The organism is Nonomuraea sp. NPDC049486, from assembly GCF_040676925.1.
In the GTDB taxonomy this organism is placed as follows: Bacteria; Actinomycetota; Actinomycetes; order Streptosporangiales; family Streptosporangiaceae; genus Nonomuraea; species Nonomuraea ferruginea.
In genome coordinates this window covers 425001-445266 of record NZ_JBFAPV010000004.1, presented here as the reverse complement: position 1 = coordinate 445266, position 20266 = coordinate 425001, and the positions used below count along the sequence as shown (strand labels likewise).

The 20266-nt window shown below is 72.5% G+C and carries 20 protein-coding genes; 10 read left to right on the top strand and 10 right to left on the bottom strand.

Annotated elements, in window-relative coordinates; genetic code table 11:
* Positions 1-66 precede the first annotated feature (66 nt).
* Genes AB0K05_RS14500 through AB0K05_RS14475 form a run of 6 tightly spaced genes read left to right on the top strand, consistent with a single transcriptional unit; the run spans position 67 to position 5749 of the window.
* Complete coding sequence (locus tag AB0K05_RS14500; RefSeq protein ID WP_219542899.1) at positions 67-1341, top strand: hypothetical protein; 1275 nt, start codon at positions 67-69, stop codon at positions 1339-1341.
* Entirely contained in the window at positions 1338-2540 is a 1203-nt protein-coding gene (locus AB0K05_RS14495; protein ID WP_271276816.1) for a CaiB/BaiF CoA-transferase family protein, read from the top strand. The genes AB0K05_RS14500 and AB0K05_RS14495 overlap by 4 nt, the downstream gene beginning before the upstream one ends.
* A complete protein-coding gene (locus tag AB0K05_RS14490; RefSeq protein WP_271276815.1) occupies positions 2537-3682 on the top strand; it encodes an acyl-CoA dehydrogenase in 1146 nt (381 codons plus the stop codon). The genes AB0K05_RS14495 and AB0K05_RS14490 overlap by 4 nt, the downstream gene beginning before the upstream one ends.
* Before the next feature lie 18 nt (positions 3683-3700).
* Positions 3701-4492 carry an enoyl-CoA hydratase/isomerase family protein gene (locus tag AB0K05_RS14485; protein ID WP_271276814.1) on the top strand — a complete coding sequence of 264 codons (792 nt, stop codon included), beginning with the start codon at positions 3701-3703 and terminating at the stop codon, positions 4490-4492.
* 43 nt (positions 4493-4535) lie between these two features.
* On the top strand, positions 4536-5291 hold the full coding sequence (gene fabG / locus AB0K05_RS14480) for a 3-oxoacyl-ACP reductase FabG (RefSeq protein ID WP_364229394.1): 756 nt from the start codon (positions 4536-4538) through the stop codon (positions 5289-5291).
* Positions 5291-5749 carry a MaoC family dehydratase gene (locus tag AB0K05_RS14475; RefSeq protein ID WP_364229392.1) on the top strand — a complete coding sequence of 153 codons (459 nt, stop codon included), beginning with the start codon at positions 5291-5293 and terminating at the stop codon, positions 5747-5749. The genes fabG and AB0K05_RS14475 overlap by 1 nt, the downstream gene beginning before the upstream one ends.
* 51 nt (positions 5750-5800) lie before the next feature.
* On the opposite strand, the gene AB0K05_RS14470 is transcribed toward AB0K05_RS14475, so the two are convergent.
* The 3 genes from AB0K05_RS14470 to AB0K05_RS14460 form a co-directional block, all read right to left on the bottom strand.
* Positions 5801-6802 (bottom strand): LLM class flavin-dependent oxidoreductase, encoded by a 1002-nt coding sequence (locus tag AB0K05_RS14470; protein WP_148035434.1) that lies wholly within the window; start codon positions 6800-6802, stop codon positions 5801-5803.
* A 9-nt stretch (positions 6803-6811) separates the two neighbouring features.
* Positions 6812-7681 (bottom strand): amidohydrolase family protein, encoded by an 870-nt coding sequence (locus tag AB0K05_RS14465; protein WP_364229390.1) that lies wholly within the window; start codon positions 7679-7681, stop codon positions 6812-6814.
* Between the two features lie 71 nt (positions 7682-7752).
* Entirely contained in the window at positions 7753-8949 is a 1197-nt protein-coding gene (locus AB0K05_RS14460) for an acyl-CoA dehydrogenase family protein (RefSeq protein ID WP_148035436.1), read from the bottom strand.
* 136 nt (positions 8950-9085) lie between these two features.
* Between AB0K05_RS14460 and AB0K05_RS14455 the strand changes: the two genes are divergently transcribed.
* Together AB0K05_RS14455 and AB0K05_RS14450 are read left to right on the top strand one after the other, a co-directional pair.
* Positions 9086-10039: a MaoC family dehydratase gene (locus AB0K05_RS14455; protein WP_364229388.1), complete on the top strand. Its 954-nt coding sequence runs from the start codon at positions 9086-9088 to the stop codon at positions 10037-10039.
* 55 nt (positions 10040-10094) lie between these two features.
* Positions 10095-10841, top strand: a complete 747-nt coding sequence (locus AB0K05_RS14450; RefSeq protein WP_271276810.1) for a GntR family transcriptional regulator — start codon at positions 10095-10097, stop codon at positions 10839-10841.
* 299 nt (positions 10842-11140) lie between these two features.
* On the opposite strand, the gene AB0K05_RS14445 is transcribed toward AB0K05_RS14450, so the two are convergent.
* The 3 genes from AB0K05_RS14445 to AB0K05_RS14435 form a co-directional block, all read right to left on the bottom strand.
* A complete protein-coding gene (locus AB0K05_RS14445) occupies positions 11141-14833 on the bottom strand; it encodes an AAA family ATPase (RefSeq protein WP_364229385.1) in 3693 nt (1230 codons plus the stop codon).
* 100 nt (positions 14834-14933) lie between these two features.
* Positions 14934-15128 carry a CsbD family protein gene (locus AB0K05_RS14440; RefSeq protein WP_148035439.1) on the bottom strand — a complete coding sequence of 65 codons (195 nt, stop codon included), beginning with the start codon at positions 15126-15128 and terminating at the stop codon, positions 14934-14936.
* A gap of 122 nt (positions 15129-15250) precedes the next feature.
* Positions 15251-15790, bottom strand: a complete 540-nt coding sequence (locus AB0K05_RS14435) for a DoxX family membrane protein (RefSeq protein WP_219542892.1) — start codon at positions 15788-15790, stop codon at positions 15251-15253.
* Between the two features lie 181 nt (positions 15791-15971).
* Between AB0K05_RS14435 and AB0K05_RS14430 the strand changes: the two genes are divergently transcribed.
* Positions 15972-16325 (top strand): DUF488 family protein, encoded by a 354-nt coding sequence (locus AB0K05_RS14430; protein WP_261808945.1) that lies wholly within the window; start codon positions 15972-15974, stop codon positions 16323-16325.
* 5 nt (positions 16326-16330) lie between these two features.
* Here the strand turns inward: AB0K05_RS14430 and AB0K05_RS14425 are convergent, their stop codons facing one another.
* Genes AB0K05_RS14425 through AB0K05_RS14410 form a run of 4 tightly spaced genes read right to left on the bottom strand, consistent with a single transcriptional unit; the run spans position 16331 to position 18964 of the window.
* Positions 16331-16738, bottom strand: coding sequence for a nuclear transport factor 2 family protein (locus AB0K05_RS14425; protein ID WP_364229382.1), 408 nt, complete (start codon positions 16736-16738; stop codon positions 16331-16333).
* Between the two features lie 12 nt (positions 16739-16750).
* Entirely contained in the window at positions 16751-16963 is a 213-nt protein-coding gene (locus AB0K05_RS14420) for a ferredoxin (protein ID WP_148035443.1), read from the bottom strand.
* Between the two features lie 22 nt (positions 16964-16985).
* Positions 16986-17729, bottom strand: a complete 744-nt coding sequence (locus AB0K05_RS14415) for an SDR family oxidoreductase (RefSeq protein WP_364229380.1) — start codon at positions 17727-17729, stop codon at positions 16986-16988.
* A complete protein-coding gene (locus tag AB0K05_RS14410; protein ID WP_364229378.1) occupies positions 17726-18964 on the bottom strand; it encodes a cytochrome P450 in 1239 nt (412 codons plus the stop codon). Before AB0K05_RS14410 ends, AB0K05_RS14415 begins: the two co-directional genes overlap by 4 nt.
* A 120-nt stretch (positions 18965-19084) precedes the next feature.
* Here AB0K05_RS14410 and AB0K05_RS14405 point away from each other — a divergent pair, with 120 nt between their 5' ends.
* Positions 19085-20257: an FAD-dependent oxidoreductase gene (locus AB0K05_RS14405; RefSeq protein ID WP_364229376.1), complete on the top strand. Its 1173-nt coding sequence runs from the start codon at positions 19085-19087 to the stop codon at positions 20255-20257.
* Positions 20258-20266: the final 9 nt, after the last annotated feature.

Sequence of the window (20266 nt, the reverse complement as noted above, 5' to 3'; positions counted from 1 at the left end):
CTGTTCCCTCTGCCATAGTTATATATAAGATAGCAAAGAAAAGGCGAGAGAAGGCGGACAGGTTACATGGCTCCGACGGAAGAGAAGACCCGCCCCCGGATCACGGACGAGGGGGTGGAGGCGCTGCGGGCACGCATCGGCATCCCCCAGCCCAACCCCGTCCCGCCCCACTACCTGCGTCCGGGCACCGACGCGTTCCGGATCGTGGCCCGCGCGTACGGCGACGACAACCCGCTGTGGTGCGACCCCGACCACGCCGCCCGCTCCCGCTGGGGGCAGCCCATCGCCCCGTTCCCGCTGGTCGGCGGCGACAGCCTGATCGGCGAGGACGTGCTCACCGAGGCCGACCTGGCCCGGCAGGACGAGGTCAGGGGCGACCCGCTGCGCGGCGTGCACGCCTTCTACTCGGCCTGCGAGCGCGAGTGGTGGAACCCGCTCTACGAAGGCCGGGCCGTGCACCGGCGCAACGCGCTCGTGGGCGTGCTCGACAAGCCCAGCGAGTTCAGCGGCCGGGCCGTGCACGAGTGGAACGCCAACGTCTTCGCCACCGCCGACGGCACCCCGCTGGCCGGCCAGTACCGGCTGATGATCCGTACCGAGCGTGACGAGGCGCGCAAGCGCAAGAAGTACGACGACGTCGCGATCGAGCCGTGGACCGAGGAGAAGATCGCCGAGATCGACGCCCAGTACGCCGCCGAGCGGGCGCGCGGCGCGGAGCCGCGCTGGTTCGAGGACGTCGAGGAGGGCGAGGAGATCGCCCCGCTGGTCAAGGGCCCGCTGACGGTGACGGACATGGTCTGCTGGCACACCGGCATGGGGATGGGCGTGTACGGGGTCGCGCCGCTGCGGCTGGGCCACCGCAACCGGCAGCGCATCCCGCGCTTCTACCACCGCGACGACCTGGGCGTGTGGGACGCGATGCAGCGGGTCCACTGGGACCCCGAGTTCGCCCGCCGCTCCGGCAACCCGACCACCTTCGACTACGGGCGGATGCGCGAGACGTGGATGATCCACGCCTGCACCGACTGGATGGGCGACGACGCCTGGCTGTGGCGGATCCGGGTGGAGTTCCGCAAGTTCAACTACGTCGGCGACGCCCAGTGGATCACCGGCAAGGTGGTGCGCAAGCACCTCATGGAGGACGGCAACGGCGTCCACCCGGCCGTGGACCTGGAGCTGGCCGCCACCAACCAGCGCGGCGAGGTCACCGCGCCGGCCACCGCCACCATCCTGCTGCCGAGCCGCGAGCACGGCCCCGTCGCCCTGCCCGAGCCGATGGGCGGCGCGACCACGCTCGACGGCACCCTGCAGGCCGCGATCCGGCACTTCTCCCGGACATGACCAGGCCGCTCGACGGCGTGCTGGTCGTCTCGATGGAGCAGGCCGTGTCCGCCCCGTACGCCACCCGCCAGCTCGCCGACCTGGGCGCGCGGGTGATCAAGGTGGAGCGGCCCGACGGCGGCGACTTCGCCCGCGCCTTCGACACCCACGCCAACGGCACCGGGGCGCACTTCGCCTGGGCCAACAGGAACAAGGAGTCGCTGGCCCTGGACGTCAAGACGCCCGGGGGCCGGCGGGTCGTCGGCGAGCTGCTTGCCAGGGCCGACGTGTTCACGCACAACCTGGTGCCGGGGGCGGCCGCCCGGCTGGGGCTGGACGGCGCGTCGCTGCGCGCCGCCCACCCGCGCCTGGTGGTGTGCGAGATCTCCGGGTACGGCACCGGCGGGCCCTACGACGGGCGCAAGGCGTACGACCTGCTCGTCCAGGCGGAGTCCGGGCTGACGGCGATCACTGGCAGCCCGGAGGAGCCGGTCAAGCCGGGCATCTCGGTGGCCGACATCGCGGCGGGCATGTTCGCCTTCTCCAGCGTGCTGGCGGCGCTGCTGCGGCGTTCCGCCACCGGCGAGGGGTGCGTGCTGGAGGTGTCCATGCTGGACGCGATGGCGGACTGGATGGGGTACCCGCTGGTGGTGCGCAGGCACGGCACCCAACCCGCGCTCGCCCCCGGGATGAGCCATCCGGCCATCGCGCCGTACGACGCCTACCGGGCGGCCGACGGGCGGCTGGTCACGGTGAGCGTGCAGAACGACCGCGAGTGGGCCAAGCTGGCCGCGTCGGTGCTGGGGCGGCCGGAGCTGGCCGACGACCCCCGGTACGCGACCAACCAGGCGCGCGTCGCGCACCGCGACGTCATCGACGGGCTGGTGGCGGACGCCATCGGGGCCATGGACGCCGACCGCGCCGTGGCCGCCCTGCACGCGGCCGGGATCGGCTGCGGGCTCGTCAACGACCTGGCCGCCGTCGTCGACCACCCCCAGCTCGTGGCCCGCGACCGCTGGCTGACCGTGCCCGCCCCCGCCGGCCCGGTCTCCGCCCCGCTCCCCCCTCCGGTGACCGCCGCCTGGCAGCCACCCACCGGCCCGGTCCCCGGTCTGGGCGAGCACACCGAGGCGGTGCTGCGGGAGCTGGGGTACGACGCGGCGGCCATCGCGAAGCTGCGCGCCGAGGGCGCCGTCCGGACGAGTGAGGAGAGGCCGTGACCGTTACCTCCGAAGAGGACCTTGAGGAGTTCCGCGAGAGCGTGCGGGGCGCGCTGTCGCAGGTCAGCACCTCGGCCCGGGTCAGGGCGGCGATGCTGACCGGGAGTGGATGGGACGAGCCCACGTGGCGTGCCCTGGTGCAGCTCGACCTGCCCGGTCTGATGCTGCCTGAGCGGTGTGGCGGCAGCGGGCTCGGTGCGGCGGAGTTCGCCGTGGCCGCCGAGGAGTGCGGCGCCTGGCTGGCCTGCTCGCCGCTGTTCGGCACGTCGGTGCTGGCCGTGCCGCTGCTGCTCGCGCTCGGCGACGACGTCGCGCTCGACGCGTACGGGCCGCGCATCGCGAGCGGCGACCTGACCGCCACCGTCGCGCTGGCCGAGGCCGGCGCCCGCTGGGACGTCCAGGCCATCCGCACCACCGCCCGCCGCGACGGCGACGCCTGGCGGCTCGACGGCGCCAAGACCCACGTCGTCGACGGCGCCACGGCGGACCTGCTGCTGGTCGTCGCGAACACACCCGACGGACCAGCCGTGTTCGCGGTCGAGCGCGCCACGGCTCCAGCGGGGGGCCCGGACGGGCGCGACGCGCATCCGGGGGTGGGCGTGGAGTCGCTGGTCACGCTGGATCTGACCAGGAAGATGGCGCGGGTGAAGTTCGACGGCACGCCGGCCGTGCTCGTCGGACCGGTCGGGTGCGCGGGTGAGCTGGCCGGGGCCGCTGACGTGTCGCGGGCGTTGCTCGCGGCCGAGCAGACCGGGGTCGCGCAGCGGTGCCTGGACATGACGGTCGAGTACGCGAAGACGCGCATCCAGTTCGCCCGCCCGATCGGCTCGTTCCAGGTCATCAAGGAGCGGCTCGCCGACGCGCTGATCAAGGTCGAGTCCGCGCGCTCAGCCGTCTACACGGCGACCCGCTCGGAGGGCGCGGCGCTCGCGCGGGACTCGCGGGTGGCCGCGCTCATGGCGGGCAAGGCCGCGTCCTGGGTCACCGCCCAGACGATCCAGCTGCACGGCGGCGTCGGCTTCACCTGGGAGCATGACGCCCACCTCTACTTCAAGCGGGCGCGTACGAGCGCTCACCTGCTCGGGGAGGCCGGCGAGCACGTGACCGCGCTCGCCGGGATGCTCGAGCGCGAGGTCGTCTGACACGAGAGGGACACGAGCATGACGTACGAGACCATCAAGGTGGAACGGCACGGCCGCGTCGGATGGCTGATCAACGCCCGCCCCGGCGTGCTGAACGCGATGAACAACGCGATGCGCGACGAGCTGGCCGAGGCCTGGCTTGAGCTGGACCGGGACCCGTCGGTCCGGGTGATCGTGCACACCGGTGAGGGCCGTGCCTTCCAGACGGGGGCGGACCTCGCGGAGATAGCCGGTGACGGTGTGGGCATGCAGCGCTACCAGGACAGCCTGATGAACTTCGACCTGCACTTCACCTCCTGGCACCAGAACGTCTCCAAGCCGGTCATCGCCGCCGTGAACGGCATCTGCGCCGGCGGCGGGCTGCACTTCGTGGCCGACGCCGACATCGTGATCGCCGCGTCCGACGCCACGTTCTTCGACCCGCACGTGAGCGTCGGCCAGGTGACCGCCATCGAGATGATCGGGCTGGCCAAGAAGATCCCGTTCGAGGCGGTGATGCGGATGGCGCTGGTCGGGTCGCACGAGCGGATGCCCGCCCAGCGCGCCCTCGAACTGGGCCTGGTCAGCCAGGTCGTGGACCCGCCGGAGCAGCTGCGCGAGGCCGCGCAGGAGCTGGCCGAGAAGATTGCCCGCAACTCCCCCGCCGCGATGGCCGCCACCAAGAAGGCCCTGTGGGCGGCGCTGGAGCTGGGGCTGACGGACGCCTGCAAGGTGGGCACCCAGCACCTCGTGGGCATGTGGGGGCATCATGACCAGAGCGAGGGCCCCCTCGCCTTCGTCGAGAAGCGCGAACCCCGCTGGGCTGAGTGAAGCACGAGCACGATCGACCCGCTGGGCTGAAAGAGAGAAGAGGATGGGTATGGAGATGAACCTGCTCGAAGGCCGCGCGGCCGTGGTCACCGGCTCGGCGCAGGGCATCGGCCTGGCGATCGCGACGGTCCTGGCCCGCCACGGCGCGTCCGTGGTGGTCAGCGACGTCAACGCGGAGGGTGCCAAGCAGGCGGCCGCCGACCTGGAGGCCCAGGGTCTGAAGGCGGTCGCGGTGCCGTGCGACGTGACCGACGAGGCGGCCGTCGAGGCGCTGGCCGACGCGTGCAAGAACGCCTTCGGGTCGCTCGACGTCATGGTCAACAACGCCGGCATCACCCGTGACGCCACGATGCCGAAGATGACCCTGGAGGACTTCAAGAAGGTGGTGGACGTCCACCTGACCGGGGCCTGGCTGGGCACGCGGGCCGCGGCGCGGATCATGCGGGAGCAGCGGCGCGGCGCCATCATCAACATCTCCTCCATTTCCGGGAAAGCCGGAAACTTCGGGCAGACGAACTACAGCTCCGCCAAGGCCGGCATGATCGGCCTCACCAAGGCCTCCGCCCGCGAGCTCGCCCGCCACCAGATCCGGGTCAACGCCATCCAGCCCGGCCCGATCCGTACGGCCATGACCGCCGGCATGCCGCCCGAGGCGCTGCAGAAGATGCTCGACAACATCCCGCTGGGCCGCATCGGCGAGCCGGAGGACATCGCCAACGCCGCGCTCTTCCTGGCCTCCGACCTCTCGTCGTTCATCACCGGCATCACGGTGGAGGTCGCCGGCGGGAGGCACATGTGATGCGCGTCTTCGAGAGCCTCGCCGAGTTCACCGCACAGGCCGGGCGGACGCTCGGCACCAGTGACTGGCTGGAGATCGGGCAGGAGCGGGTCGGCACGTTCGCCGACGCCACCGGCGACCACCAGTGGATCCACGTCGATCCGGTACGAGCCGCCGAGGGGCCGTTCGGCACCACGATCGCGCACGGCTACCTGTCGCTGTCGCTGCTGCCGGTCCTGGTCGGCACGATCTACCGGATCGAGGGCCTGCGGATGTCGGTCAACTACGGGCTGAACAAGGTGCGCTTCCCCAGCCCGGTGCCGGTCGGCTCGCGGGTGCGGGTCACCACCGAGCTGCGGGAGGCCAAGGAGTCCAACGGCGGCGTCATGGCCGTGCTGGGCTCGACGATGGAGATCGAGGGTGGGACGAAACCGGCCTGCGTGGCCGAGACGATCTCGCTCTACTACCCGAAGGGCTGAGAAGGGGCCCGCCCCCTCCGGAGCGCAGTAACCGGAGGGGGCGGGCGTCGGCTACCAGCTCTTGAGCGTCGGCAGCACGCGGTCGGCGAACCGCTTGAGGTCCTCGTACGCCTCCTCGGGCGGCGTGCCGCCCGCCGGGCCGGAGTGCACGATGTCGGTCAGCGGCAGGCCCTTGACCAGGCCTTCCAGCGTCCCGATCACGGTGTCGGCGTCGCCGATGATCTCGTAGTCGCGGTAGGCCTCGGGGGTCGGCGCGAGGCCGTACCGCAGGTCGGGGTCGCCCATCTCGTCGCGGATGCGCCGGTAGAAGTCCCAGCGCTCGAAGATGAGGTCCTTGCGGCGTTCCCAGACGGCGTCGGGGTTCTCGTCGGTGACGGTGATCGCCCACGGGTTCGACACCCGCACCTGGTCGCGCTCGACGCCGGCCTCGGCCAGGCCCTCGAAGTAGGCCTGGTGGAACTCGGGGTCCACGGAGGCGCCGTGCAGGTTGGCGCCCATCCTGCCGGCGCGGCGGGCGGCGGGCGGCGCGGTGGCGGCCACCCAGAGCGGCGGGTGCGGCTGCTGCAGCGGCGCGGGGGCGACGGTGACGTCCTTGAGGTCGTAGTAGCGGCCGCTGTAGCTGAAGGGCCGCTGGGTCCAGGCCAGCTTGAGCACCTCCAGGCCCTCCTGCATGCGGGACGGCCTGGTCTTGGGCGAGTAGCCGAGCGCGTGGTACTCGGCGGCGCTGTGGCCGGAGCCGACCGTCACGTCCAGCCGGCCCTCGGACACGTGGTCGAGGACCGCCGTCTCCTGCGCCAGCATGGCCGCGTGGTGCAGCGGGAGGATGTAGACGTACGAGCCGATCCTGATGGTCCTGGTGCGCTCCGCCAGCATGGTGAGGAAGATCGGCACGGACGGCGCGTACCCGTCCGGCTGGAAGAAGTGCTCCTGCACCATGACGTAGTCGAAGCCCATGGCCTCGGCCTCGCACATGAGGTGGAGGCAGTCCTCCCAGTGGTCGCGCCACGGCCGCCCGTGCGGGTTGCGCATGTCCATGGTGAATCCGACGTGCACGGTCTCTCCTCAGATCCGGTAGCGGCGCTCGGCGTTGGCGGCGAACACCCGGTCGCGCTCGGCGGCGGTCAGGTCGCCGGTGGCGCCCAGGTAGGCCTCGGCGACCCGGTCGTAGCCGCCGAAGAGCGAGTCGACGGGGAAGTTGCTGCCGAAGAAGGAGCGGTCGACGCCGAAGACCTCCAGGCAGGCCTGGATCCACGGGCGCAGGGTCCCGGCGTCGAGCGTGTGCAGGCTCATGGGCAGGCCGGAGATCTTGCAGTCGACGTTGGCGAGCGAGGCGAGCCGGGTCAGGCCGTCGCGCCAGGCGGTGAACTGGTCGGGGTCGCCGCCGTCGGGCCAGCCCGCGTGCTCCAGCACGACGGCCAGGCCGGGGAAGTCGCGCAGCAGCGACAGCCAGCCGTCGACCTCGCCGGGGTGGATGACGACGTCGAAGACGTGGCCGCCGGCGTCGAGCAGCTCGGCCAGCCGCCGGGTGACCGGGTCGGCCGGGTCGAACCCGTACAGCACCCTGATGCCCCTGAACAGCGGGCTCTTGGCCTGCTCGGCGAGGTCGGCGGCGACGGTCTCGGCGTCCGCGCCTGGCTCGACGGCGCCGATGACGGCGCCGACCAGGCCGTGTTCGGTGGCGACCCGGTCGAGCCAGCGGGCCTCGTCCAGGTGGGTGCCGGGGGCCGTGACGGCCGAGACGTGCACGGCCTTGACCACGTCGAGGCCGGAGCCCGCGGCGTCGGCCAGGTAGTGCTCGGGCAGGTAGTCGCGCCGCAGGCCGGCCATGTCGCCGATGCCGAAGTCGTCGGAGTCCTCGGGTGGGTCGAGGGCGGGATACCACTTGTGCTCGGTCAGATGCCACAGGTGCATGTGGCTGTCAACGAAGCGCACCGGGGCCACCTCACTTGAATCATTACAACAATAGCTAAGATACCGTCTCAGCTGGGCCCCTGTCCACGACGTCAGCCGGGCAGCCCGTACTCCTCCAGCAGCCGGCGGCCGATGATCATGCGCTGGATGTCCGCCGTGCCCTCGCCGATGAGCAGCATCGGGGCCTCCCGGTAGAGGCGCTCGATCTCGTACTCGGTGGAGTAGGCGTAGCCGCCGTGGATGCGGAAGGACTCCTCCACGACGTCCCGGCAGTATTCGGAGGCGAGATACTTCGCCATCCCCGCCTCCAGGTCGTTGCGCTGCCCGGCGTCCTTCTTGCGCGCGGCCATGACCATCATCTGGTGCGCGGCCTCGACCTTGGTGGCCATGTCGGCGAGCCTGAACTGCACCGCCTGGTGCTCGGCGATCCGCTTGCCGAACGTCCGGCGCTCCTGCGCGTAGCGGACCGCCAGCTCGAAGGCGCGCAGCGCGACCCCGCAGCCGCGGGCGGCGACGTTCACCCGGCCGACCTCGACGCCGTCCATCATCTGGTAGAAGCCGCGCCCGGGGGTCCCGCCCAGCACCTGCGAGGCGGGGGCGCGGTAGCCGTCGAAGACCATCTCGGTGGTGTCGACGCCCTTGTAGCCCATCTTCGAGATCTTGCCGGGGATGGTCAGCCCCGGCTCGACCTCGCCGTATCCCGGCTCCTTCTCGACCAGGAACGTGGTCATGTTCCGATAGACCGAGTCCGCGCCCTCGTCCGTCTTCACCAGCACCGCGACCAGGTTGGCCGTGCCGCCGTTGGTGAGCCACATCTTCTGACCGTCGATCACGTACCCGTCGCCGTCGCGCGCGGCCCTCGTCGTGATCGCCGAGACGTCCGACCCGCAGCCGGGCTCCGACATCGAGAACGCGCCGCGCACCTCGCCGGTGGCCATCCGCGGCAGGTAGTGCCGCCGCTGCTCCTCGGTGCCGTGCTTCATGATCATGTACGCGACGATGAAGTGGGTGTTGACGATGCCCGACACGCTCATCCAGCCCCGGGCGATCTCCTCCACGGCCAGGGCGTAGGTCAGCAGCGACTCGCCCAGCCCCCCGTACTCCTCGGGGATGGTCAGCCCGAACAGCCCCATCTCGCGCATGCCTTCGACGATCTCCTGCGGGTACGCGTCCTCGCGCTCGAGACGCTGGGCCACGGGCAGGATCTCCTTGTCCGCGAACTCCCTGACCGTGCGGAGAATCTCCCGCTGCACGTCGGTGAGTCCGTCGGTCTGCGCGAGCCGTCCCATGCGTACCTCCTCGTCGATTTGTACGGCCATATTTATGACACATGCCCGGTACGCGTCACAAGGGCGGGTTGACAGCCACGCGGCGGGCCGGTTTTGATTTGGCCGTATATTTCCGCACGAGAGCAGGAGACAGCCGGTGGCGATCGTGGACGGCCCGTACTTCGAGGACCTGCGCGCCGGGATGCGGTTCGACGGCGCCCCGGCCATCACGCTCACCGAAGGGCTGGCGGCGGCCCACCAGGCGATCGTCGGCTGCCGGCTGCCGCTGGCGCTCGACCACGGCCTGTCGCGCCGGGTCGCCGGCGCGGCCCTCGCCGCGCCCCACCTGGTCTGGGACGTCGCCATCGGCCAGTCCACGGTCGCCACCCACACCGTGGTGGCCAACCTGTTCTACCGAGGCGTGGTGTTCCGGCGGGCGCCCGCGATCGGCGACACGCTCACGACGGTGACCGAGGTGGCCGGGCTGCGGCAGAACTCGCGACGCCCCGGCCGCACGCCGACCGGGCTGGCCGCCCTCCGGATCAGCACCACCGACCAGGAGGGCCGCCCGGTCCTCGACTTCTGGCGGTGCGCGATGCTGCCGCTGCGCGACGGCGACCTCGACACCGGCCACGCCGAGGACCTGTCGGCCGTCGGCGCCGCGCCGGGGCACGACGAGCTGGCCGCGGTGACGGCCGGCTGGGACCTGTCCGCCCACCCCCAGGGCGGGGCGTTGAGCGTCGGCGACGTGTTCGAGGTGGCGGGCGGCGACGTGGTCTCGTCGGCCCCCGAGCTGGCCCGGCTCACGCTCAACGTCGCCAAGGTGCACCACGACGCGGCGGCGGGCGAGCGCCTCGTCTACGGCGGGCACACCATCGGGATCGCGCTCCACCAGGCCGTGCGGGCGCTGCCCTCGCTGGTCACCGTCGTCGGCTGGCACGGCTGCGACCACCTCGGCCCGGTGCGCGAGAACGACACGCTCACCAGCACCGTCGAGGTCGAGCGGCTGGACCCGCTGCCGTCCGGCACGCTGGCGCACCTGCGCTCGCGGGTCCGCGCCAACCGCTCCACCGACGTCCTCGACTGGCGTTTCGCGGCGGTGCTCGCGTGATCGGAAAGCCGGCGCGGGCCGGTAGGCTGCCGCGGGGTCGACGGGAGGTCGGGCGATGGCGAGCACCGGGCGCAGGGAGAGCAGCTACAGCGCGCTCGCCCGCGAGGTCCGCGGCGACATCCTGTCGGGCCGCTACGCGGACGGGCGGCGGCTCCCCACCGAGGCCGAGCTCGCCGAACGTCACGGGGTGAGCAGGCAGACGGTACGACGCGCGTTCCAGGACCTGGTCGCCGAGGGCCTGGTCTACAGGGTCCCGGGGCGCGGCACGTTCGCCAGCCCGCGCGAAGGCACCTACCTGCGCCAGTTCGGCTCTGTCGAGGACCTCATGGCCCTGTCGGTGGACACGCGGATGGACATCACCGTGCCGCTGCACCGGCGCGTGGACGTGGCGGCGGCCGGCCGGCTCCGGCTGGCCAGCGACGCCGTGAGCAGCCTGGCGTTCCGGCGGCTGCACGACGCGGTGCCGTTCTGCCTCACCACCGTGTTCCTGCCGCCGCACGTGGGCGGACTGCTACGGGACGTGCCGGAGCTCGCGGCCGAGGGGGCCACCAGCGCGTTCACCGTCATCGGGCTGCTCGACACCCGGCTCGGCGCGCCCATCGCGGAGGCCGACCAGAGCATCACCGTCGCCGCCGCCGACCCGGCCACGGCCCGCCACCTCGGCTGCGCCCCCGGCCACCCACTCCTGCGGATCGACCGCCTCTACCACGACACCGAAGGCACCCCGGTCGAGCTGGCGATCAGCCACTTCCTCCCGGAGCACTACTCCTACCGCACCCACCTCCGCCGCAGCATCACCTGACCCCGCAGCATCACCTGACCCCGCAGCATCACAGGCGCGGGTATCCGGGTCCTACCACCCACCTACGCCACCTCACCACCGCGCGTCACAGACGCCAAGTGACAGGGGGTGTCGAGGTCCTACCCCACCCACCTGCACCACAGCATCACCTGACCGCCGCAGTATTACGGGCGTGGGTGCCGGGTTCTACCCCACCCACCTGCACCGCAGCGTCACCTGACCGCCGCAGTGTCACAGGCGCGGGTGCCGGGGTCCTGCCCCACCCACCTGCACCGCAGCGTCACCTGACCGCCGCGTCGTCACAGGCGCCAGGTGATGGGGGTGTCGGGTTGGTAGCGGCAGGTGGAGCCGGTGGAGACCGTGGCGCGGAGGTGGGCGGCCAGCTCGGGGTGGGCGCGGTCGAGCTTGCGCAGCACGTCGCGGATGCGGGCCGTGACCGTTTTGCGGGCGCGTTCGGCCTCGTCGCCCAGGCGGCGGGAGCGCCCGCCTAGGCCGGCCGCGCGGCGCAGCTCCTCCAGCAGGGCCGCGCGCTCGCCGTCGAGCTCGGCGGCCCGCCGGTCGTCGCCCAGCTCGGTCGCGCGGTCGATCTCCTCGTCCAGCAGGGTCAGGTGGTGCCGGTAACGGGCCTTGGCCTCCTCGTCGAGGACGTCGTCACCGCCCATCCGCCGGGCGGCCACCACCAGCTCGCCGCCCTCCGGATCGAGCAACCGTACGGCCGGCATGTCGGTCCCCGGGCTGCCCAGCAGCGTGTGCAGGTCGCGCAGCCCTTTCGCGTCGGGCACGTGCACCGCCCGCCCGGCGAACACCAGCGACCAGACGGCCCCCTCCCTGCTGAACCTCGGACCGCCACCTCCTGGGCCCCGACCCGCCGCACCGTACGCACCGTCGAACCCGACAGCCGCATCACCCGGCCCGACCCCAGCCACAGGGCGTGCACCCACCGAAGGACCCACACCCGAGCCCTCGGACGGCCCTGCCCGCGAACGGGCACTCCTCGACGAGTGCCCGCCCAGCACCGAACCGGCACTCCCAGACAGACCCGCGCCCGTGTCTTCACCGGCACCCCCGGATTGACCCGCGCCCATCACTTCACCGGTATCCCCCGACCGACCAGCGCCCCTCACTACACCGGCACCCCCGGACAGACTCGCGCCCGTCACCTCACCGGCACCCCCTGACCGGCCAGTGCCGGTCACCTCACCGTCATCCCCCGGCCGACCAGCGCCGGTTACCTCACCGGCCCCCCTGGACCGATAAACGCCCGTCACTACACCTGTATCCCCCGACAGACTCGCGCCCAGCAGCTCACCGACATCCCCTGACCGGCCAGCGCCCACCACCTCACCAGCCCTCGGCCAGCCGGCGTCCAGCACCTCACCGGCATCCCCAGACCGGCCCAGGCCGTCGGATTCGTCGGTGCCCGGCGGTGCCGGGGAAGCAGGGGTGGTGTCCGGGAGGAGGTCATGGACGCGGGCCGTCAGGTGGCGCATGCCCAGGGTCGTAGCCTCCTTACCGGCGTGTTCCAGGAGGGCGCGAGCCGCGGGGAGGTCGCCGGGGGCGGCGCGGGACAGGAGGGCGTCGGCCAGGTGGACGCGGGCCAGCACCGACCACGGGCGGGCGCGCATGCGGTCGGCAGACCGGTGGGCGGCGGTGAAGCCGGCGATCGCCTCGTCCCAGCGCTCGTCGGCCGCGTCGATGAGCGCCAGCCACAGGTCGAACGGCCCGCTGACGTCCCAGCCCATGAGCGAGACCGCCCACCGCCCGCGGTGCGGCTCCAGCGCGGCGCGGGCCCGCGCGCACAGGTCGGGGTCGTGGGCCGCGGCCGCCGTCTCCGCCAGGAAGCGCAGCCACAGCGGCTGGGCGATGCGGTTGCGCGGCTCGCCCTCGGCCAGCCGGCGCAGCGCCGTGTCGAGGTCGCCGGTGTGGAGCGCGGTCAGGCCTTCCAGCAGGCCGGGGCAGAGGTGGCCGCTGCCCCGGAGCAGCCGGACGACCTCCTCCTGCTCGCCGAACCGGCCCTGCAACGACAGGATCGACCACTGGTGGTGGAGGAGCATGTCGATGTAGTGGGGGTGTTTCCTGGCGTCGCTGTCGCGCACCTCGGCCAGCAGCTTCTCTGCCTCGGCCAGGCGGCCGCCGAGCGCGGCGACGATGCTGGCGTCGACGGCGGTGTTGAGGTCGACGCTGGGCAGCTCGCTGCGCCGCCCCAGAGTCTGGTAGTCGTGGAACCGGTCGAGGTAGCGCGGGTCGCCCTGCTCGATCATGGCGACCCAGCGCAGCGCGGAGGCGAAGTGTTCGAGCTCGGGGTCGCCGGTGCGCCGGGCCAGGCCGATCAGCTCCTCCACCAGCCGCATCCGCTCTCCGGCGGTGTCGGGCCCCTTGAGGATGTCGTGGTGTGCCCAGAGGCTGAAGACCAGCGCGTCGTCGTCGCCGCCGGCGCGTGCCCGGGCCGCGAGGTGGAAGACGAGGTCGAGCGCGAGCCGGTCGTCGGGCGCGGCGCCGCCGACGAGCGCGGCGTGCGCCTCGCGGAGGTGCGGCAGCGCGTCGGACAGCCCGAACTTGCGCAGCCAGGTGAGCGCGACGCGGGTGAGCAGCTCGCGGTCGTCCAGCTCGCGGGCGATGGCCCAGGCCTCGCCGAACAGCCGCCGCGCGGTCTCGCGCTCGCCGACGTGGGACAGCTCGAAGCCGAGGCTGAGCGCGGCCTTGGCGCGGGTGCGGGGGGAGGTGGCGCGGCTCAGCTGGTGAGCACGGCGCAGGTGGCCGAGATGCTCCTCGGCCGCGATGCGGCGGCCGGCGTCGCGGGCGGCGGCGAGCTGGAGCTCGACCACCCGCTCGGGGTCGACCCGGTCACCGGCCAGGTGGGCGTGGCGGGCCAGGTGGCCCGGCAGCATCCGGGCGGCCAGGCCGGGGTCGCGGTCGACGGCGTCGACGACGGCGCCGTGCAGGGCGCCCGGGTCGTCGAGCGAGTCGTACAGGGTCTCGCGGACGAGGTCGTGGGCGAAGGCGAAGACCCCGCCGCCTTCGGCGGTCACCAGCTTGGCGACGACCGCCAGCTCCAGGAGCCGGTCGACGTGCGCGGTCGGCTGCCGGGCGGCGGCGGCCAGCAGCTGCCGGGGGAAGCGCCTGCCGAGCACGGCGGCGATCGGCAGCAGCCGCGAGACGGGCTCGGGCAGCAGGGAGAGCCGCCGCAGCAGGGCGTCGCGCACGCCCGGGGGGACGGCGCCGGCCGAGCCGCCGCTGTGCCACAGGCGGGCGGTCTGCTCGACGAAGAACGGGTTGCCGCCCGTGCGGACGTGGACCTCGGAGACCAGGTCGGGCGGCGGGTCGGCGCCGACGGTGCGGGTCATGAGCGCGGCCACGCCGGCCGCGTCGAGACCGGTGAGGGTGATGGTGGTGGCCTTGAGCGCGAGCGGTGACAACAGCTCGCGCAGCGGGTGGTCGGCGGCCTCGACCTCGGTGTCGCGGTAGGTGCCGATCAGCAGCAGCCGCTCGAACCAGGTCTGCTGGGCCGCGAACGCGAGCAGCCGCAGCGAGGCGGGGTCGGCGAAGTGGAGGTCGTCGAGGACGACGACCACCGGCTGCCGCTGCGCCAGCACCACCAGGGCGTCGGTGACGGCGTCGTAGACCTGGAAGCCGTCGGGCGCCGTCTCCCCCGCCGCCGCCTCGCCGAGCAGCACGGCCAGCACGTCGCCGGCGGACTGCCTGGCCTCCGCCCACCGCTCGGGCCCGGCGGCGCGGCGCAGGGCGCGCAGCGCCTGCACCCACGGCCAGTAGCCCGGCGCGCTGCCGGCCTCCCAGCAGGAACCCGCCGCGACCAGCGCGCCCTTGCCGCGGGCCTGCGCCGCCGCGCTGCTGACGAGCGTGGTCTTGCCGATGCCGGCCTCGCCGGTGACCAGCACCAGCCCTCCGTGGCTGTCGATCACCCGGCCGATCTCGGCACGCAGCAGCCCGGCGGGGTGGTCCCTGCCGATGAGATCGCGTGCCGTCCCGTTCATGACACTGGCAACGTAGCCTGCCGCACCGACAGAATTCGGTCATGGGCAGGGCCGCCCCGGTCGATCCGGCGGCGGCCCGCGTGTCCTCAGTGCCGTGCGGTCAGTGCTTGAAGGCGTCCTTGACGTGCCTGGCGGCGTCCTTGGCCTTCTCACCGGCCTGCTTGACCTTGCTCTTGCTCTGGTCGGCGCGGCCCTCCGCCTCAAGACGCTCGTCGTCCGTGGCGCGGCCCATGCCTTCCTTGGCACGGCCCTTCATCTCTTCGGCCTTGTTGGAAATCTTGTCGTCGGCGCCCATGGCCGGCCCCCATCCTTCTCGATGAAAGAACTCCGGGCTTCCTCTATCCGAGGCCGCCACCGGGAAACGTCAAGGCGGAAGCCCGGCCCTCTGACGAGGACCGGGCTCCGATGGGGAAGGGGTTACTTGAGTATCGGGTACCGCTGGACGATGGCCGTCTTGCCGAGGCCGAGGGTTTCGCCCGCGTTGGCCATGGCCAGACCGGCCAGGACGACGGTGTAGACGAGGTGCTCGTCCATGAAGGGGTTGGTGGTCAGGGGCAGCGCCGCCGCCCACATCATCACCATCATCAGGCCGCCGGCGACCGCCGCGACCCGGGTGCCGATGCCGAGCATGAGCGCGAGGCCGATGCCGAGGAGTCCCAGCATGAACAGCCAGTCGACCCAGGCGTGGCCGGCGAGTGCGGTGAAGAAGCCGCCGAGCGCGTTCTCCTCGGTGCCCTTCAGGAAGCCGGTGGTCGGGCTGCCACCCGCCAGCCAGGCCTTCTCGGCCGTGGTGGCGAAGCCCAGGCCGAAGGTCTTGTCGAGGAAGGCCCACAGGAAGGTCCAGCCCAGTGCGATCCGGGCGATGGCCCACACGTAGTCGACGGGGCGGCGGGTGTGCGCCTCGGGAATCTGCACCGGGATCCTGCGTGCCGTGGGGCGGTCGTACGTGGTGGCCATGGCTCCTGTCCTTTCAGGGGTGCCTGCTGCTGGTTACAGTTCACCGCACCGGCGATCACGCGGGCAGAGCCGTACGACCCCGGCTCGATGGGACCTTCGGCACCCGTCCGTACGCCGTCCGCCCCTACCTTCTCCCGGCCACCGCGTGGTGTCCTGGCCGGAAGAGGGTAGGCGAGCAGACGTGGGATCCATCACCATCCAGCGCGTGTACGAAGACCGGCCGGCCGAGGGCGCCGTGTTCCTGGTGGACCGGGTGTGGCCGCGCGGCGTGCGCAAGGACGACCTGCGGCTCGACGGCTGGCTGCGGGACGCCGCGCCGTCGAAGGAGCTGCGCCAGTGGTTCGGCCACCGGCCCGAGCGGTTCGCCGAGTTCGCCGTACGCTACCGGGCCGAGCTGGACGCCGGCCGCGAGTCGCTGCGCCCGCTGCTCGACGCCGCCGCCGAAGGGCCGGTGACCCTGCTCTACTCGGCCAAGGACACCGAGCACAACCAGGCCGTGGTGCTCCGCGACTACCTGCTGGAGCACCCCGGCTGAAGACGTCAGAAAGCGCCGTCGAGGGTGACGGAGCTCTCGTCGAACCTGAGCTCGCCGCCCTCCTCCCGGACGACGAAGCGGTAGGTCCCGGTGCACCTCGGCCGCAGCACCCCGTCGACGGTGACCATGAGCGACAGGTAGGCGGCGACCGTCGAGGTGGCGCCCGCGACGGAGGCGACGCGGACATTGGTGATCACGTGCCGCCGGGTGTCCGTCTGCCGGCCGATCGTCCCGCCGAAGTGCGCCCGGATCGCGTCGTGACCCTCGTGGGGGCCGTAGAGCGTGCCGTCGGCGGCCTGGACGCTGTAGCGCGCCCCCGGCCAGTAGCAGGCCAGGACCGCGTCCGGGTCCTTCGTGTCGAGACCCCAGGCGAAGTCACCGAGGAGGGTGTTGAGTGCGGCCCAGTCGGGCATGGCTCCTCCCTCTCAGTCGCCGAGCGGTCTGAGCGTGATCGCGAGCTCGGGGCACCCTTCGGCCGCCAGGCCCGCCTCCTCGGCCTCCGGACCGCTCACGACGTCGGCCAGCGGCATCGCCTTCGAGTCGTCGGGCCTCATCCCGAACAGCCCGGGCGCCGTGGCGACGCACATCCCGTGCGCCTGGCACTGGTCCAGGTCCACTTCTATCTTGTAGGCGCTCATCAGCGTCCCTTCCTGCCGAACCTCATGGGGAACTCCGCACGGCGGGTGTCGCCGCGGTCTCGCCGCCGTCGGCGACGAAGTCGGCGCCCGTGCAGAAAGCCGACTCGTCCGAGGCGAGGAACACGACCAACGGCGCGACCTCGTCCACCGACCCCTTCTTCCGCCGCAGGCTGCCGCCCGGGCCGGCGAAGTCGGCGGTCATGGGGGTCTCGACGAGGCCGGGCACGATCGTGTTCACGCGCACCCCGTACGGGGCGAGCTCGACGGCGGCGGCCTTGGTCATCCCGCGCACCGCCCACTTGCCTGCCGTGTAGCCGATGATGCCGGGGAAGCCGGTCATCCCGGCCGTGCTCGACACGTTGACGATGGAGCCGCCGCCGCCTTCGCGCATGAGGGGGACGACCGCCTTCATGCCCAGGAACGTGCCGAACGCGTTCACCTCCAGCACCCGCTGGAAGGATGCCGCGTCCGTCTCCATGAGGGCGGTCCTGTGCACGATGCCGGCGTTGTTGACCAGCACGTCGAGGCGCCCGTAGCGCCGGCGGCAGTGGTCGGTCGCGGCCGCCCACGCGGACTCGTCCACGACGTCGAGCGCCACGGACGAGGCGTGCGGCCCGCAGTCCACGGCGACCGCCCGCGCCGCCTCGGCGGCCACGTCGGTCACCACGACCCGCGCGCCTTCGGCGGCCAGAGCCCGGCAGTAGGCCGCGCCGAGGCCCGCCGCGCCGCCCGACACGAGCGCCACCTTGCCGTCGAGCCTGCTCATGCGGCCAGGTGCACGTAGAGGTCGCGCGGGCCGCGGGTGCGCAGGCCGACGTCGACCGGCTCGGCGTCGTCGGCCAGCCGCATGCCGGGGAACGAGTCGAGGAGCAGGTTGAGCCCGACCTCCATCTCCGTCTTGGCGAGCATCGCGCCGAGGCAGAAGTGGCGGCCCGTGCCGAAGGAGAGGTGGCCCGCCGCTCCGCTGAAGGCCCGGGCCGGGTCGAGGTCGGGGCGGCCGATGACGAACTCCTCGGACCTCTCGAAGCGCGACTCGTCCCGGTTGGCCGAGGCCGCGATCAGCAGCATGGTCGACCCGGCGGGCACCTGGACGCCCTCCAGCTCGACGTCCTCCTCGCACATGCGGGTGGTGATCTGGCTGGGCGGGGAGAAGCGCAGCGTCTCGGCGATCGCCGCGTCCACCAGGTCGCGGTTGTCGCGCACCCGGGCCCACTCGCCGCCGACCAGCAGGTTCTTGCACAGGCTCCCGAACGCCTTGTCGGTCGTCTCGCCACCGGCGGTCAGCAGGAGGCTGATGTACGCGCGCACCTCGTCGTCGGTCATGCGGTAGTCGTCCACCTGGGACTGGACGAGCATCGAGATCAGGTCGTCGCCGGGGTGCTCGCGACGGTACGCGATCAGCGGGGCCATGTAGCCGGCCAGGTCCGCCCTGGCCTGGAGGCCCTGACGGTGCACCTCCTCGTCGCCGGAGAGGTTGCTGACGAACGCCATGATCTTGCCGTACCACCCCGCGAACAGCTCGTGGTCGGACTCCGGCAGCCCGAGCATGTCGGCGATCACCGCGATCGGGTACCGATGCGCGAACCCGGCCACGAGGTCGACGCGCGAGCCGTCCGCGCTGTCGCGCATCTCGTCGGCCAGCCGCTGGGCGCGGCGCGGGACGATCTGCTCCAGGATCTTGGCGGCGGTGCGGTGGATGAGGGCGTGCACGCGGTCGAGGCCCTGGCCGCGGAAGTGCGGGGTGAGCAGGGCGCGGTTCTTCGCGTGCAGGAGCCCGTCCATCGACAGGACCGTCCGGCCGTGGATGGCCTCAAGGGTCCCGGTGTAGGCGCGGGTCGAGAAGCGCGCGTCCTTGTAGACCGAGGAGACGCCGCGGTACGTGCTCACCAGGAACGATCCGAGCCGCGCGTCCTGGAGGACGGGGGCGTCGGCGCGGAGTTCCCGATAGAAGGCGTGGGGATCCGCCGCGACCTCCGGATCGAGGATAGATGAGCGTGTCATGCCTGCCCCTCCGCACTGCTTACGACCAGAGCCCGGACGCCTGGGCTCCAACTATGATTATGGTAGGAATTGTTATCCTTGATATGGGCGTAAAGTCAAGACAGCACCCGAGGAGAGCAGATGCCAGGACCCGTCGTCATCGCCGGTGGTGGTCTCGCGGCGCTTCGCACCGCGGAGAACCTGCGGCGGTTCGGGCATGCCGGGCCGATCACGATCGTGGGTGACGAGCCCTGGCTGCCCTACGACCGGCCGCCCCTGTCGAAGGCGGCGCTCGTCGGCGACTCGGCGGAGCCGGCGCCGCTGCGGTCCGGCGAGGTCCTGGCCGACCAGGGCATCGAGGTGATCCGCGGCGTCCGCGCGACCCGGCTGGACGGGCCGGACAGGCGGCTCGTCCTCTCCGACGGCGCCCGCCTGCCGTTCGAGCACCTGGTGATCGCGACGGGCGTACGGGCGCGGGCGCTGCCCGCCATCCACCCCGCGCTGCCCGTGCTGACCCTGCGCACCTGGGAGGACTCCCGCAAGGTACGGGACGCCGTCCTCGCCGCGGCGCACGTCACCGTGGTGGGCGCCGGCTTCCTCGGCCTGGAGATCGCCTCGGCGGCCAGGAGCCTCGGGCGGTCCGTGACCGTCGTCGAGGCCGGGTCCGCACCGCTCTGGGCGCTGGGGCCCACTGTGGCGGAACGCGTCACCGCGCTGCACCGCCGGCACGGCGTCGGCCTCCGTCTCGGGCGTCGCATCACAGGCGCCGAGCCGGAGGCCGGCCGCTTCACGGTCACGCTCGACGACGGCGACGTCCTGCCGACGGACGTCGTGGTCGGCGCGGTCGGCGGCGTACCCAACGTCGAGTGGCTCGCCGGTTCGGGGCTGGACGCGGCCGCCGGGGTGCCGTGCGACGAGACCGGGGCCACGCCCGTCGAGGGAGTCCACGCCGTCGGCGACGTGGCGAGCATCGCCGGCCACGGGCGCACCGAACACTGGAACCACGCGGTCGCGACGGCGGTGGTCGTCGGCCACAACATCGCCCGGCCGGACGCGCCGCCCCGGCGCCTCTCCGACGTCCCGTACTTCTGGAGCGATCAGCACGGCTCCAAGCTGCAGTGCCTGGGCGCCCCTGCCCCCTCGGACGACCTGCGCGTCCTGCGCGACGACGAGCACGGCTTCCTCGCGGTCTACACCAGGGACGGGATCGTGACCGGGGTCGCCGCGCTGGACATGCCCCTGGCTCTCAACCGGTGCCGGCCGCACGTGAACACGGCCTTCGACGCGACGGCCATCGGCGCGATCGTCGCGTGAGAGCGGCCG